This is a genomic window from Brevundimonas sp. NPDC007368 (genome assembly GCF_042869015.1).
Classification (GTDB): Bacteria; Pseudomonadota; Alphaproteobacteria; order Caulobacterales; family Caulobacteraceae; genus Brevundimonas.
Genome location: NZ_JBIAFA010000005.1, coordinates 1 through 15,861, shown reverse-complemented (window position 1 = coordinate 15,861; position 15,861 = coordinate 1). Strand labels below are relative to the sequence as shown.

Here is a 15,861-nt window from a genome sequence, read left to right as displayed (position 1 = left end):
TCTATTCCGGTCAAAGCAGTCTATTTCCGGTTTACGATCTAATGGTTGGGTGCCATGCTGAACTTGAACAAGTTTGTCTGTTGAAAAGGCGTCCCATGTCCGACCGTTGGGTCTCAGTGGAAGAGATCGCCGAGCACCTCGGGGTCAGCAAAGACACAGTTTACGGCTGGATCACGAAGAAAGAAATGCCCGCCCACAAGGTCGGGCGGCTTTGGAAGTTCCAGACCGACGAAGTCGATGCCTGGGTGAGGCACGGAAAAGCATCGGACGATCAGACGGAAGACGAACGGGCGGGTCCCAGTTTACATAAGGGGAAGCGTGCAGGCGGAGCGGGAACTGATGACTGATGTCGCGTGCGTCGACCTTTTCTGCGGGGCGGGGGGCCTCACACATGGTCTAATCTCTGAGGGCATCAGGGTCGTCGCGGGCATCGATGTCGATGAGGCTTGCCGTCATCCCTTCGAAGCCAATAACGCCGCGCGATTTATCAAAGAGGATGTGGGGCGCCTAACCCCAAGGTGCGTCGATGAGTTGTTCGGCGATGCCGAAATCAGAGTGCTGGCAGGGTGCGCCCCGTGTCAGCCCTTTTCGACCTATGCTCAGCGTTATGATGTCGTGGGAAGCCCGCGTTGGAGCTTGCTGTACCATTTCGGCCGGTTGATTAAAGCCACGCGCCCCGACGTGGTCACCATGGAGAATGTCCCATCAGTGGCGAAGCATGCGGTGTTCGACGATTTTGTCGAGACGGTGCGGAGAATGGGTTACCACGTCCACCAAGGGGTAGTGGATTGTTCCCTCTATGGACTGCCGCAGGGGCGTCGGCGCATGGTGTTGCTCGCTTCCCGCCTCGGCCCCATAGAGTTGATTGCTCCGGCATCTAATCGGGGAGCGACCGTTCGCGCGGCGATCGGCGAGCTCATGCCGATCGCCCAGGGAGGAGGGCATCCGGAGGATGTGTTGCACGCGGCGTCGAAGCTTTCGGCGCTAAACCTCGAACGGATTCGCGCCTCGCGACCGGGTGGAACATGGCGGGACTGGCCAAAACATCTCATTGCCGACTGCCACCGGCGTGAGACGGGTCGTACCTATCCGGGCGTGTATGGTCGGATGGTATGGGATGAGCCCGCCCCGACCTTGACCACCCAGTTCTACGGCTTCGGGAACGGTCGGTTCGGGCACCCCGAGCAGGACCGAGCCATCTCTCTGCGGGAAGGCGCAATTCTTCAGGGCTTCCCCCAGTCCTATTCCTTCCTACCCGACGGAGCTCCAGTCCATTTCAAGGCCTTGGGTCGGATGATTGGAAACGCCGTTCCGGTCACTCTGGGCGAGGTGATCGGCCGGAGCATCGCGGACCATCTGGGGATCAAGGTCCAGAAGGCGAAGAAGAAGGGGGCCGTGGCGGATGGCGCGCGTAAGTCCCTCGTCGCATGACGCCAGTCGTCGCATGGCTCGCGTGCGACAGAAGGGCACGCGTGCGGAGATCGACCTCCGCAATGCTCTGCATGCCAAGGGGCTGCGTTATCGCCTCCACGTTCCGCTCCTGATTAAGCCCAGGCGCGTCGCCGATATCGTTTTCCCCAGCGCGAAACTGGCCGTTTTTGTCGACGGATGCTTTTGGCACGGCTGCCCTGAGCACGCTTCCTGGCCGAAGAGCAACGCCGATTTCTGGCGAGAGAAGATCGAAACCAATCGATCCAGGGATTCCGATACCGATCAGCGGCTGACTGCTCTCGGTTGGGAGACGATCCGGATCTGGGAACACGAAGACGCCATCCAAGCCGCGAACCGCATCGCCGAACTCGTCGACGCTCGCAGAAAGAACGGGGCCCATCTATGCCGATGACCGCAGATGAAATAGTGGCCGAGGTCGCTCACGCCACTGCGCCTGAGCCGGGCCAGTTGGTCGAGACTCGCCGCCGCCAATGGATCGTCTCCGAGGTCGAAGGCGGTTCGGTTGCCCCCGGACTTCCTAAGCGGCATCTCGTCCGGCTGGCCTCGATCGACGAGGATGCGCTGGGTGAAGAGATCGAAGTCCTCTGGGAGCTGGAGCCCGGAGCGCATGTGATCGAGCGGGCCGGACTACCGCGCATGACCGGGCTGGATGACTCCTCCACGCTTCAAGCCTTCTTGGATGCGGTGGTTTGGGGCGCAGCGACGAACGCGGATCGCGGCTATCTGCAGGCGCCATTCCGCAGCGGTGTCAGCATCGAGGACTATCAGCTTGATCCGCTCGTGCGCGCGATCGACATGGCGCGCACGAATCTTCTGATCGCCGACGACGTCGGCCTGGGGAAAACCATCGAGGCAGGGCTCGTCGTTCAAGAGATGCTCCTGCGTCACCGTGCCCGCACGGTCCTGGTGCTCTGCCCTGCCTCGTTGCAGGAAAAGTGGCGCGTCGAGATGCAGGAGAAGTTCGGACTCGAGTTCCGGATCGTCGATACGGACTACGTCAAGCGTCTGCGCCGTGAGCGAGGTCTCCACGCCAATCCATGGACGTCTTTTCCTCGTCTCATCACATCGATGGACTGGGCCAAGCAGGGTGAAGGCTTGCGTCTTCTGCGGGACGCACTACCCCCGCACGTCAGCCATCCCAGGAAGTTCGACCTGCTGATCATCGACGAGGCTCACAACGTCGCCCCGACCGTCGGCCGCTACGCTGTCGAAAGCCTCAGGACCCGTCTGGTTCGTCTGGCCGCGCCACACTTCCAGCACAAACTGTTTCTCACAGCCACGCCGCACGACGGGTACACTGAATCCTTCACCGCGCTCCTCGAACTTCTCGATGATCAGAGGTTCGCGAGAAACGTCCTCCCAAGTGATCCCCAGCTCGCCCGGGTGATGGTCCGTCGGCTGAAGAGCGATCTAGTCGATGCGAATGGCAAGCGAATTTACCCCGAGCGACGGCTCGAGGCGCTGCCGGTGGAGTATAGCGAAGACGAGAGGGATGCCCGGCGACAGCTGGAAGCATACATCAAGAGCCGCGAAGGTGGTGCTGACGGAGGGCGGGCCGTCGATCACTTCGTGCACCAGTTGCTGCGCAAGCGCCTGTCATCGTCCCCCGCAGCCTTCGCAGCGTCACTGGAGCGGCATATCGCGACGATCGAAGGTCGGGCGGCTGGCGATCGCCGTCAGAAGAAATTCGATGACCGCATCCTTCGGCGGGCGATAGCGAAGACCGAGGAAGACTACGCAGACGACGCACAGCGGGATGCCGCTGAAGCTGAAGCGATCGAAGAAGCGGGCAAGCACGTCCGGCCACCGACCGACGAAGAACGCCGGATGCTCGACCGGTTACGGTCCTGGGCCCAACAGGCGGCTCGTCGAACCGACGCCAAGGCCACCGCCGTGCTGGATTGGCTGGCCAGCCACCTGAAGGACGGTGACAGGTGGACGAACGAGCGGGTGATCCTGTTCACCGAGTATCGCGCCACTCAGCAATGGATGCAGGAGATCCTCGCATCCCACGGCTTCGGGGGCGAGCGATTGGCTCTCATCTATGGCGGCATGGACCCGGAAGAACGTGAGCGCGTGAAAGCCGCGTTCCAGGCCAGCCCCTCGGAATCCCCGGTGAGGATACTGCTGGCGACCGATGCCGCCTCCGAGGGCATCGATCTCCAGAACCACTGCCATCTGATGATCCACCTCGAAATTCCGTACAACCCGAACGTGATGGAACAGCGGAACGGGCGCATCGACCGTCACGGTCAACGCGCGAGCGAGGTCGTCATCTGGCATCCGGTGGATGCCGAGGGGGGGCATGGCAGCGATATATTGCGTGCGCTTCGAAAATTGGATGCGATGCGCGCCGACATGGGGAGCGTGAACCCTGTCATCGCGCCTCAACTGCCCGACCTGCTCGAGGGTCGCCGCCGCGATCTCGACACAAGACAAGCCGAAGCCCGGATGGAGAAATCTCGCCGCTTCGTGAAGGCGGAGCGCGACCTTCGCGAACGTGTGGGCAAACTCCATGAGCGGCTGAACGAGACCCGGCACGAACAGAGGCTCGTGCCCGACCACATCGAGCGGGCGGTACGCACGGCGTTGCGTCATGCGGACAAAACCGACTTGGAGCCCGTTTCGTTGGCTGGCTCACCGGATGGCACGGTTTTCCGAATGCCGCCGCTCTCGGGCTCCTGGTCCCGATGCCTCGAGGGTCTAGAACACCCCTACACGCAGAAGGTCCGCCCGATCACCTTCGATCACGAGGTCGCCAAGGGCCGTGACGACGTCGTCCTCGTCCACCTGAACCACCGACTGGTTCAGATGAGTCTGCGTCTCCTGCGGGCGGAGATCTGGGCCCGTGACGACGTAAAGAAGCTTCACCGCGTGACCGTGCGGTCGCTTCCGGATGGGCGGATCGAGGGACCGGCCGTGGTGGTGATGTCGCGGCTCGTCGTGACCGGCGGGAACCATCATCGTCTGCACGAGGAGCTCACGGAGGCTGGCGGCTATCTGCGCGATGCCGGTTTCCGGCGGGAAGAACGTGTCGGGGAGGTTCGACGATGGCTGGAGGAGTCGCAACCCGCGGCCCTGTCCGACGCGACGTTCGACGCCTTGAGGACGCGCTTCGACAAACAGCGTGATTCCGTTCTGGCAGCCGTCGATGCACGCTCGAAAGACCGGCTACGCTTCCTCGTGAACATGATCGAGGCCCGAAAGCGCAATGAGGCCGAGGACATCCGCCAAGTCCTGGATGATCTCGAACGAGCGCTGAAGGCCGAGATCGCGGCAGAGCAGCAACCCGTGCAGCTTTCTCTTTTTTCCGAGGACGAACGCACTCAGCTCAAGCGTGACCGAGCGGCCCTCGAAGCACGCCTGGTCCGGATCCCGAAGGAACGCGAGCAGGAACTGCGCGCGATCGAGGAACGGCACTCCAACGCCGTCGAGCATACCTTCCCCGTGGCCGTGGTGTTGCTGGTTCCGAAATCCCTCGCGACGGAGAAGCGCGGATGAGCAACGATCACGAGTGGCTGAACCTCATCGAAGTCTCCGGGCCGTTTCTGGCGGCGCCGGTGCTGCGGGATGTCTTCCCGCAAGGCCTCGAAGCTCTGCCTTCCGGCCGAGCCCCGCGGCTGCGTCGCACCTATGAAGAATGGCGCGACGCTGTCGACATGGATGATCTTGAGCTCCCGGCCTTGCACGCGGCCTGGATCGACGACGTGCTGGTCACCGCACTGGAAATGGACGAGACGGTGCTTCGCAGCGGGGCGACGCTGCCCGAGCAGCTGACTGTCTCGATGCCCGAACACAGGGTCACGGTCGCGCCCGATATGGCCATCGTGAATCCGACGAACGCCGACGAGCCGCTCCTGCTCATCCACGTCTACGAGCCGGACACCGATCTTGAAGCGACGCGCCGTTTCGATGGCCTCGCGATCACCCCGGCCGACCGGATGGTCGCTCTGCTCCGGGCGACGGGATGCCCCATTGGCGTCGTGACCAATGGCGAGCGCTGGATGCTCGTCCACGCGCCCGTTGGCGCCGTAGCGGGCTTCGCGAGCTGGTATGCGCGGCTCTGGGGCCAGGAACCGGAAACGCTCCGCGCCTTCGTCAGCCTTCTGGGGATCCGCCGCCTCTTCGGGCCCGACAAGGGCAAGCTGCCGGCGCTCTATGAGCGGTCCCTGAAGCACCAGGACGACGTGACGGAGGCGCTCGGAGAACAGGTCCGGCGCGCCGTCGAAGTGCTCGTCCAAGCTCTCGACCGCGCCGATCAGGATCGCAATCGTGAGCTCTTGCGCGACGTCGATCCGCGAGAGCTCTACGAGGCCGGGCTGACGGTCATGATGCGGCTCGTCTTTTTGTTGGCAGCCGAAGAACGCGGACTGCTGCTGCTCGGCGATCCGCGCTACGACTCTTTCTACGCTATCTCCAGCCTGCGGATGCAGCTGCGGGCGGATTCTGAAGAAATCCTGGAGCGTCGCAGATCCGCCTGGTCTCGGCTGCTCGCCCTGTTTCGTGGCGTGTATGGCGGTATCGATCATCCGACGCTGCGGCTGCCCGCGCTCGGTGGGTCACTGTTCGATCCCGATCGCTATCCCTTCCTCGAAGGTCGTAAGAAGGGGACGAACTGGCGAACCGACCCGGCCGAACCGCTGCCGATCGATGACCGCACCGTTCTCCTGCTGCTGGAAGCGATCCAGACCTTTGAAGGCCGCACGCTGTCATACCGCGCACTCGACGTGGAGCAGATCGGCCACGTCTATGAAGGCCTCCTCGAACGCACGGTGAAGCGCGTCGACGACGTGACGCTGGAACTCGACAGCGGCGCGAAAGCCAAGAGCCCGCGCGTGACACTCGGCGAGATGGAGTCGGCGCGCCTCGATGGTGCGGCGAGAGTCGCCGAGCTGTTGAAGGAACGGAGCGAACGCTCGGAGTCCGCCATTCGCAACGCCCTTGAGCGGTCGTCGGATGATCGCGTTGCTGCGCGACTGCTCACTGTCTGCCGGGGTGACATCGGTCTTCGTGACCGTATCTTGACCTATGCGTCTCTCCTGCGGACCGACCCCTGGGGTTATCCGCTGGTCCACCATTCGGGTGCTTTTGTCGTCGTGCTCGGCGCCGACCGGCGAGAGAGCGGCACGCACTACACGCCAAAGAGCCTCACCGAGAAGATCGTTGAGGAGACGTTGACGCCAGTCGCCTATCGCGGGCCAGCCGAGGGCAAGGCGCCCGAGGACTGGGAGCTGAAGAGCGCCGGGGAATTGCTCGACCTCAAGATCTGTGACCCCGCCATGGGATCCGGCGCGTTCCTCGTTCAGGCCTGTCGCTGGCTCTCTGATCGCTTGGTCGAAGCCTGGTCGGTGACTGAGAAAGGCGATAGGCGGATCGATAGCGAAGGTCGCATCCTTGGCGACAGCAATGCAGCTGGGTTCGAGCCCTTGTCGCAGGATCCGGAAGAGCGCGCGATCCTCGCGCGGCGTCTCATCGCCGAGCGTTGCCTTTATGGCGTGGATCGGAACCCGCTCGCCGTCGAACTGGCCAAGTTGTCGCTCTGGCTTACGACGATGTCCAAGGGACGGCCCTTCGGCTTCCTCGACCACAATCTTCGCAGTGGCGATAGCCTTCTCGGCATTTACGATCTCGGGCAACTGGTTGAGCTCGACATGAATCCGAAGAGCAAGGCACAGTTGCGGTTGTTCGGTCGGACGATCCGGTCAGCGGTCGACAAGGCGCTCGAACTCCGCGCGCGCCTCCGAGAGATTCCCATCCGTGACATTCACGACGTCGAGGCGATGGCTGCACTCGACGCTCAATCAAGTGCGACGCTTGCGACGTCGGAGCTGATCGCGGACGCCTTCATCGGGCTCGTAATCGCGACGGGAAATGGTGGGGACTTAGAAAAGCGTCTCGCTGCTCTCTCCACAACGGCCGACCGAGCTTCGGATGGTGGGGTCGATGCCCGTCGGACTCTTGCGGCGCAGGCTCAGTCCGACCTCATGAGTGACTTTGTCGCCGAACAGCGTGGGCGTCCTTTTCACTGGCCGCTGGAATTTCCGGAGGTCTTCCTTCGCGCCAACGTTGGTTTTGACGCCTTCGTCGGAAATCCGCCGTTCCTTGGCAATAGATTGTGGAAGGGAACCTACGGAGCTGCGTACCAGCGCGTCGTGCAGATGATCTTGGAGGTAGCTCCCGGAAAGATCGACCTCTCGGTCGTCTTCCATCGTCGGGCGGCCGCACTACTGAGACATGGCGGAACCTATGGACTGCTAGCGGCGAACAACATCGCCGAGGGCAGCGCTGTTTCCGTTGGGCTGGAACGTATAGCTGTCGAAGGAGACTTCTACTTCTCCCGAAAGGGTATGCCGTGGCCAGGGGCCGCCTCCACCGTGATCGCTATCGCGTGTTTTCGGAAGGGAGGATGGACCGGCCTTCGGAACTGCGACGGCATTAAATGTGAGAAAATTGGTCCCAGGCTCCAACCCGAGATCGGCGGGGGATGGGAACCAAAGGCACTCCCCGACACTCTGTTCGCCTTTGCGGGAGTCGACAACAGCAAAGGGCTGGCGTTCGTCCTCACCGAGGAACATCCATGGTTCGAGCGCCTTCGCTCTGAAAGCGGCTCTCTGTTACGGCCCTACATTACCGGCAACGACATCACGAGCACTTCACTCACTCGGGTTGAGCGTTGGGCTCTCGACATCGCCGACCTGTCACTGGAAACGATCGAAACCGAGTGGCCGATCGCCTATCGGTTTCTCATCGAAATCGTATTGCCCACTCGAACCCCGAAAGCCCTCAAGAGTTACAAGGGGCTTGTCGATCGGTGGTGGCAGTTCTGGAACCATCGCGCTGCGCAAATGCGTCAGCTTCGTGCCCGCCCTCAGTTCATCGCGTTTGCGAAGGCCGCAAAATATCCGATCTGCGTTCTGGCGCCGACGGAATGGATATACACGAACAAGGTCGTGCTCGTGGAAGAGGCCAACAAAAACGTCCACCCAATATGCTTGAGTTCCATGTTCCAAATTTGGCTGCGCAATTATTCTGTTCGCAGCCTGGGAGGGGACAACAACACGCTGACACTCTCCGTCAGTGAAGCGCTTGCGACGTTCCCATTCCCAAAAGGGCATGTGCCTGAAGATGCCATCGCTGCAGCCAGAGACTTTCAGGACACTCTCGTTTCATGGAGCCGTCGAAACTCGGCTGGCATGACGGACGCGATGAACGCCGTTCATTCATCTGCTTCCGGTGACACTGAAATCGTTGCGATGCGCGATCTTCTCGAACGCATTGACGCCGGCGTGGCGGATGCCTACGGCTGGAGCGGTCTTGACCTAGCTCATGGCTTTCAAGACGATACCGATGATAAAAATGCAAATTCCAGCCATCATGGCCTGGATGAGCAAACGCGGGATCTCGTGCTTGCCAAGCTCATTGAGCTAAACCGGCAGCGATACCAGGAAAAAGTCGACCGAGGTCTGCATGGCGGGACGGTTGGCTCTGGCAAAGCGCGGGGGCGCACATCGCGCAGTACTTCTGGATCCGTGCTGACACTCGACCTCGACGATATTCTTTCTCCAACAATTGAGGGGGGCAATTGACCATGGCAGATTTGACCACGACCATCGAGCCATCCGTCAACGCTTGGATCATCAAGAGCGCATCTGGCTCGACTCGCTATTCCGTGCGCATCGCGGACGGACCTACCGGCCATGACGCGCTGGAGAAAGGCCACTGGGTCATCGTTCTGAGCGATAGCGGTCACGTTTCTGGAGTTGGCCGAATCCTTCGTGTCCGGTCGGACCTCCATGGCGCGACGATTCATTTCGATCATCAGCACGTCGTCGATCCGTCGGTGCCGCTTGCGAAACTCAGCCTGACTGCACCAAAGGGGTCGGTCGGGCGACTGCCATGGGACGAGTTCCTTCGCATCCTACCGCCGCTCGGCGTTCCTAGCCCCGACGCAGTGCCGCTGATCAACGATGTCGTCTACACCCGCGACCTCCTGGAACTCGCCGTACGTGACGATCTGCTCGGCCCCGCCGGTGGCCCCCATGAGCTGATCAAGGACATGAGCGTCCGCGACCGCTATCTGGTCGGCAAGCTGGCGCCGCGCCGGCCGGATGACGACCAGGCGGCACGGGGCGAACCGGCCTCGGCAGCCGAGGAGGCTGGCGAACACGAGGATGAGCGGACGGCGCCACTCCACGAGCCCGGCGCCGAGTTCGCCAGTGCTTCGGGCCGAGTGGAGCCCGAAGACGACGCGCTCGACGAGATCGACACGACGAACAACCAGTCGCTGGTTCCCTCCAGCATGGGCCTTACCTTCTGCGTGGCGCCCGACGTCGGGAAGCTGGCCGTCGATGCACGGTGGGGACGGTACGAGCGGGTCCCCAACGATGAACACGACATCGTCAAAAAGCGGAAGAATCGCCAGACCGGTCACCAGGAGGAGGTGAAGGTCAGGGTCTGGCAGCGCATCCCGTGTGGTGGGGGTATCACGGTTCCGCTCGTCGACGGGCCGATCAAGCCGTCCACTCCCGATGCCGATCAACCGGACGTCCGACTGCAGGGGACGGTTCGGACGAACAACAAGGGGGAGCGCCTCGTCACGTTGTTTCTCGTGAACGGGCAGTTGGAACCCGAAGACAACAAGGACCGCGCGTGGCTGTTCCAGCCGGAGATCACCGTTGAGGCTCCCAAAGATCACGGGGACAAGTCGGTCTTTCGGCGTCGCCCCACCAACGAAGTGGTCGTCGACGACCCGGAGCGCGACCGTCTCGCGCTCATCTATCGCAACAGGCTGGAGTTCGCGGTCGGACACGGGGTGTCCGTTCACGCCGACACGACGCCCGAGAACCCTACGAAGGCCCATCGCGTCAGAACAGAGATCATCCCGCGTTACGAAGTCGCCGTCACCGAAACGCCGGGCCTTGATCCCAGGGACCGCCCTGCCATGCGGCGCATGGTTGACGAGGGCTGGCTCGACATGACGCGGCTGGCGGAGATGGCGCCGGACGCGCTGCGCGACGCCCTTTCGTGCCTCGTCGACGATTACGCCGTTTGGATGGGCGAACAGAAAATACGGCTGGGGTCGGGGATCACCGGCTTCAATGATCCGGGCAAGGACGTCATTCAGCGCTGCGAGGAGATCCTGCGCCGCCTTCGAGAGGGCATGGGCACGCTCTTCGCCGATCCGAAGGCGCTGGAGGCGTTCCGCTTCGCCAACCGATCCATGGCCATGCAGCGTGTCCGAAGCATCTACGCTCTGAAGCGCAGACGGAACGAAGCCGTCGACGTGACCACTTTGGACGTCCCGAAGAACAGATCGTGGCGCCCGTTCCAGCTTGCGTTCCTGCTCCTGTCGATCCCGTCGCTCGCCGATCCGACACACCCGGACCGGACGAAGCCGGTCGAGGCGTTCGCCGATCTCCTCTGGTTCCCGACGGGTGGTGGCAAGACTGAGGCCTATCTCGGTGTGGCGGCCTTCGCCATGGCCATGCGCCGACTGAAGAACGATCTCGGCGGCCTCGACGCATCACGCGGTCTCGCCGTCATCATGCGCTACACGCTGCGACTACTGACCCTGCAGCAGTTCCAGAGAGCGACGACGCTGCTCTGCGCAATGGAGGTCATCCGTCGTGCAGACGACAAAACCTGGGGCAAGGATCCGTTTACGCTCGGTCTCTGGGTCGGCAATCGCGTGACACCGGGCACGACCGAAGCGTCTCACCAGGCTGTCGAGGCCATTCGAAACAACGATCGTAACAAGGCAGGCATTGCATCGCCTGCACAGCTGACCAGCTGCCCTTGGTGCGGATCGGAGATCTCCGGTGGTCGCGACATCGAGGTCGACAGGATCGCTGGCCGAACGCTGATCCACTGTGGCGACAAGCTGGGCAGCTGCGATTTCTCGAAGGCGAAATCCACTGGGCAGCCTCACCCTGGGCTTCCCGTGAAAGTCGTCGACGAGGAAATCTATCATCGCCCGCCGACGATGATGATCGCGACCGTCGACAAGTTTGCGATGATGGCTTGGCGCCCCGAGGTGCGGAACCTTTTCGGCCGCGTCGATCAGGAGTGCGGACGCCATGGCTTGCTCTGGCCGAGCCACGACTGCGGCACTGGACACCGAGCGAGAGGCTCGCATCCGGCCGCGAGCGTGAAGCCGGTCCGGGCAATAAGGCCGCCCGACCTCATCATCCAAGACGAGTTCCATCTCATAAGCGGCCCGTTGGGCACCATGGTCGGTCTGTACGAAACGGCCGTCGACGAGCTGAGCAGCTGGGCTCTGGGCGGCACGAAGGTCCGCCCCAAAGTCGTAGCCTCCACCGCGACCGTGCGGCGGGCCGATGATCAGGTGCGCAATGTGTTCATGCGCCGTGTCTCGGTGTTCCCACCTTCGGGCCTGGACGTCGAAGACAACTTCTTCTCAGTCCAAAGGCCGATCAGCGACAAGCCCGGACGGCGGTACATGGGCGTCTGTGCGCCCGGCAGCTCGCGTCCTGCTGTGCTGATCAGGACGTACACGGCGTTCCTGACCGCCGCTCAGGCGCTGTTCGATCGGTTCGGCCCTGTGGCTGACCCCTATATGACCCTCGTCGGCTACTTCAACTCGCTGCGAGAGCTCGGAGGGATGAAGCGTCTGGCCGAAGACGACGTCCAAACGCGTTCTTTCCGAGTCGATATGAGCCTGGTGGACCGGCCGGGGCTCTCTCAGCGTCGCGTAGAAGAAGTCAGTGAACTGACCTCGCGCGTCTCGAGTCAGGACATCCCGAGATACCTCGATCAGCTTGAGGTTCCTTTTGATGGCGCCTTCGACCCGGCACTAGGCAGATGGATGACCAACAGGAAGCCAGGGGAGGCCCGGCCGATCGATGCCGTTCTCGCGACGAACATGCTGTCGGTCGGCGTCGACGTGAATCGACTCGGAGTGATGGTCGTAAACGGCCAACCCAAGGGAACGGCCGAGTACATCCAGGCGACCAGCCGTGTGGGCCGAACGCCGCCAGGACTGGTGGCCACTGTGTTGACCTGGGCGCGGCCTCGGGACTTATCGCATTACGAGACCTTCGAGCATTACCACGCGACCTTCTATCAGCACGTCGAGGCTCAGTCCGTCACCCCGTTCTCGCCACGGGCGTTGGACCGAGGGCTCTCCGGCGCGATGCTCTCCATCATGCGTCACTCCTATGGTCCCTTCGCGGCAAATGACGGCGCTGGCGCCATGAACAGTCCGAGCCGCAAAGAGATGTTGGATACGATAGGCGCCGTCGCCGCTCGCACCTGGGAAGTCACGGAAGACTCGGGGAAGAAGACCCTGACCGAAGCCGAGATGAAGAGCCGCGCTGACGATTGGGCCAATGAAGCGGGCGTCGGCGGCCGCACGCTCGTCTACCAGAAGCATGGCGCGGGTCCCACCGCCTATCCGCTGCTCTCAGCGCCCGGCATTAAGCCTTGGACCGACTGGACCGTTCCGATGTCGATGCGCGAGGTTGAGCCTGGAGTGAGGCTCGTGATGGAGGATGGCCGATCGACCAGTGATCCGACTTGGCGACCGAGGGTGGCTAAGGCCGAGGAGGATCAGCAATGAGCAGGACACCCGTAGGAGAGATCCGACCGAGCCAGTTGCTTTGGACCTATGGTCCAGGAGCCCTGATTGACCTCCCGAACATGTCGGTGGTCACGATGGGGATCGATCGCTGGGAGAAAGATCGATGTCAGCCGATCCAGGAGGCGCGCCTGCTGGCCAATGTCCGGAGCGTGCTCGGCCTTCAGATCGATTCGTTGCGTATGCCCCCTATCGGCGAAAGGGACATCGTTGACCCCTTTTCTGCCGAGGCGCTGATCGGCGTGCCCGTAAAGCCTTTCCCCAGATGGCTGCGTTGCGTGAAATGCGGACTGCTGTCGCCCTATGACGCAGGGTTATTCAAGTTGAAAGAGAACAGGTATCGCCCGGAAGCGACGCGCTTCGTTCACGAGGGGTGTCGAGGATCGAGCAACAGTCAAAGGGCCAGAGATGCCGATGCGGTTCCAGCCCGTTTCCTCATGGCATGTCGTACAGGCCATCTGGATGACTTTGCGTGGCACTGGTTCGTTCACGGTGGGCCCAGCACATGTCGAGCGACGCTGAGATTCTTTGAGAGCGGTGCCTCTCTCCAAACCGAAAACCTTTGGGTCAAGTGTGACGGCTGCAGCGCATCGAAGAACATGGCGCAGGCTTTCGGTCAGGCGGGGCGAGACAATCTGCCGGCCTGCCGAGGCCGACATCCACACGTGGATCGCTTCGAGGAGGATTGCACCGAGGAGCCTCGCGCCATCCTCCTCGGCGCGACCAACAGCTGGTTTCCTGTCACACTCTCGGTTCTCGCGATTCCGCAGACCGGAAGTCCTTTGACGCAGCTTATCGCGGACGGCTGGACCTTCTTCGAAGACGTCGGTTCCGCCCCCGAGGTCGCGTTCGTCGTCAGGACCTTGAAGAAGACAGCTCAGCTGCCCGGCATTGAGCAGTTCACCGACGAGCAGATCTGGGCCGCAATAGAAACCCATCGCAATGGTGGATCGACCGTCGAGCAAAGTGACCTTAAAGGGCCAGAATGGGATGTGCTCACGGCTGAGAATCCGCCCACCGACTATCCGCATTTCATGAGCAAAAAGGTCGGCGTTCCCTCGGGTTTCAATTCGTCGATAACACGCGTGCTGTTGCTTGAACGGCTTCGAGAGGTGAATGCCCTCCTTGGGTTCACGAGGGTCGAGTCCCCGGATGAGGGCACGGGCACCCAGGCAGCTCCACGTGCACCTCTTGCACGCGCGGCGCCCAACTGGGTGCCTGCCACGCAGGTTCACGGTGAAGGAATTTTCATCCGCTTCGACGTCGACACTTTAAAAATATGGGCGGACAAGGATGCTGTGAAAGCGCTTGATGCTCGGCTTAGACAAGGGCACCGCGGATGGCGTCACAAGCGAAACCTGGATCCGAACGAAGGCTATCCGGGCGTTCGCTATGTCATGCTACACACCCTCGCGCATATGCTGATCCGGGAACTAGCCCTGGAGTGCGGTTACAATGCCGCGAGCATTCGTGAGCGGATCTACGCAGAAGTCGAGGACGGCAAGGATCAAGCCGGATTTCTCATCTACACGGCTGCCGCCGACTCCGACGGTACCCTTGGCGGACTGGTAGAGCTCGGGAAGCCCGAGAATCTGAGCCGACTTCTACGCCAGGCGCTGGACCGCGCCCACATCTGTGCCTCCGATCCCCTCTGCGCAGAACATGATCCGAGCAAAGATCAATCGCTTCACGGTGCGGCGTGTCACGCCTGTTCGTTCGTCTCGGAGACTTCCTGTGAGCGCGGGAATCGCCATCTCGATCGCTCCCTCGTCGTACCTACTCTCGAAAACCCCGATGCAGCATTCTTCGAGACCGTTTGATGGAAGCGATACTGATCGCAATCACGGACCTCGTAGCCCTGCTGTCTCCGTTGAGAGTCGAAGCGCTTGCTGATCGTCTCCGTGGCTCGGTGCCTACCAAGAGAGATGGGGGGCTGCACCAGCTCGTGACTACGCCGGCTGCTCGCGTAGCGCTTGATCGTCTGATAGCGGCGTGGAAGCATACGGGAATATCAGGCGATGTGCTGGCTGGTATCTTGGTCGGGGCTGCGTTTGCTCGCCAACAGGTGCAGTCGGAGAGCAGTGTTGAACTAGTTTGGACTGGCCCGACAACACCCTTCGTCGCAACACGTCGGACAGCACAGGTGCTCTTAGATCTCATCGGTCACGCACAGACTGACCTCTTCCTCGTCAGCTTCGTGGCATATAGTGTCTCCTCGGTCGTCAACGCATTGACTGCTGCAGCCGCCCGCGGCGTGGATGTAAGAGTTCTTCTGGAGACGTCGACGAGCCATGGCGGGAGCCTATCTGTAGACCCTATCGCTACGATGCGGCGCTGTGTGCCCTCTGCGATCTTGTATGCCTGGACTGACCGGCCGGCACCGTTCATCGAAGGTAGAGTTCACGCGAAAGTGGCTGTTGCAGATGGGAACGCAGCATTCTTGACCAGCGCGAACCTGACAGGTCACGCACTTGAGAAGAACATGGAAGCTGGCGTCCTGATCAGCGGCGGACACATTCCGACGGACCTACGCGCGCATCTAAACGCTCTTGTCGAAACGAAGGTTATTCGAAGGGTCTAGCGTTCGGGAAGCAGTCAGTTCTTCTGCCGTGCGGCCCATGAGTGACGAAGCATAGGAACGGCAAATGCGCTTTCTGGAAATGGCCCTTATGCGCAAAGCGCGGCCAGGGGCGGTGGGGTGAGTGGCCGGATCTGACTGAGGCCGTGTAAAAACCTGTTGGGCCACGGGGAGACGGTAGTGGCGACGAGGCGCGGAGCGCCTCCTTCTCAGGCTCTGATCGCTTCCATCAGGG

The 15,861-nt window shown here is 61.9% G+C and carries 8 protein-coding genes; all 8 read left to right on the top strand.

Annotated elements, in window-relative coordinates; genetic code table 11:
* The first annotated feature begins 95 nt into the window (after positions 1 to 95).
* The 8 genes from ACFYLW_RS11510 to drmC are packed head-to-tail and all read left to right on the top strand — an operon-like array spanning position 96 to position 15,629.
* Positions 96 to 347: a helix-turn-helix domain-containing protein gene (locus ACFYLW_RS11510; RefSeq protein ID WP_390183014.1), complete on the top strand. Its 252-nt coding sequence runs from the start codon at positions 96 to 98 to the stop codon at positions 345 to 347.
* Positions 340 to 1,431, top strand: a complete 1,092-nt coding sequence (locus tag ACFYLW_RS11505) for a DNA cytosine methyltransferase (RefSeq protein WP_390183013.1) — start codon at positions 340 to 342, stop codon at positions 1,429 to 1,431. The genes ACFYLW_RS11510 and ACFYLW_RS11505 overlap by 8 nt, the downstream gene beginning before the upstream one ends.
* The gene (locus ACFYLW_RS11500) at positions 1,403 to 1,843 is read left to right on the top strand and encodes a very short patch repair endonuclease (protein WP_390183012.1); all 441 of its coding nucleotides are present in this window, start codon (positions 1,403 to 1,405) and stop codon (positions 1,841 to 1,843) included. Before ACFYLW_RS11505 ends, ACFYLW_RS11500 begins: the two co-directional genes overlap by 29 nt.
* Complete coding sequence (gene drmD, locus ACFYLW_RS11495) at positions 1,840 to 4,953, top strand: DISARM system SNF2-like helicase DrmD (RefSeq protein WP_390183011.1); 3,114 nt, start codon at positions 1,840 to 1,842, stop codon at positions 4,951 to 4,953. The genes ACFYLW_RS11500 and drmD overlap by 4 nt, the downstream gene beginning before the upstream one ends.
* Positions 4,950 to 9,038, top strand: a complete 4,089-nt coding sequence (locus ACFYLW_RS11490) for an Eco57I restriction-modification methylase domain-containing protein (protein ID WP_390183010.1) — start codon at positions 4,950 to 4,952, stop codon at positions 9,036 to 9,038. The genes drmD and ACFYLW_RS11490 overlap by 4 nt, the downstream gene beginning before the upstream one ends.
* Before the next feature lie 2 nt (positions 9,039 to 9,040).
* Positions 9,041 to 13,030 (top strand): DISARM system helicase DrmA, encoded by a 3,990-nt coding sequence (gene drmA / locus ACFYLW_RS11485; protein WP_390183190.1) that lies wholly within the window; start codon positions 9,041 to 9,043, stop codon positions 13,028 to 13,030.
* Positions 13,027 to 14,868, top strand: coding sequence for a DrmB family protein (gene drmB / locus ACFYLW_RS11480; protein WP_390183009.1), 1,842 nt, complete (start codon positions 13,027 to 13,029; stop codon positions 14,866 to 14,868). The genes drmA and drmB overlap by 4 nt, the downstream gene beginning before the upstream one ends.
* Entirely contained in the window at positions 14,868 to 15,629 is a 762-nt protein-coding gene (gene drmC / locus ACFYLW_RS11475; RefSeq protein ID WP_390183008.1) for a DISARM system phospholipase D-like protein DrmC, read from the top strand. The genes drmB and drmC overlap by 1 nt, the downstream gene beginning before the upstream one ends.
* The last annotated feature ends 232 nt before the right edge of the window (positions 15,630 to 15,861 follow it).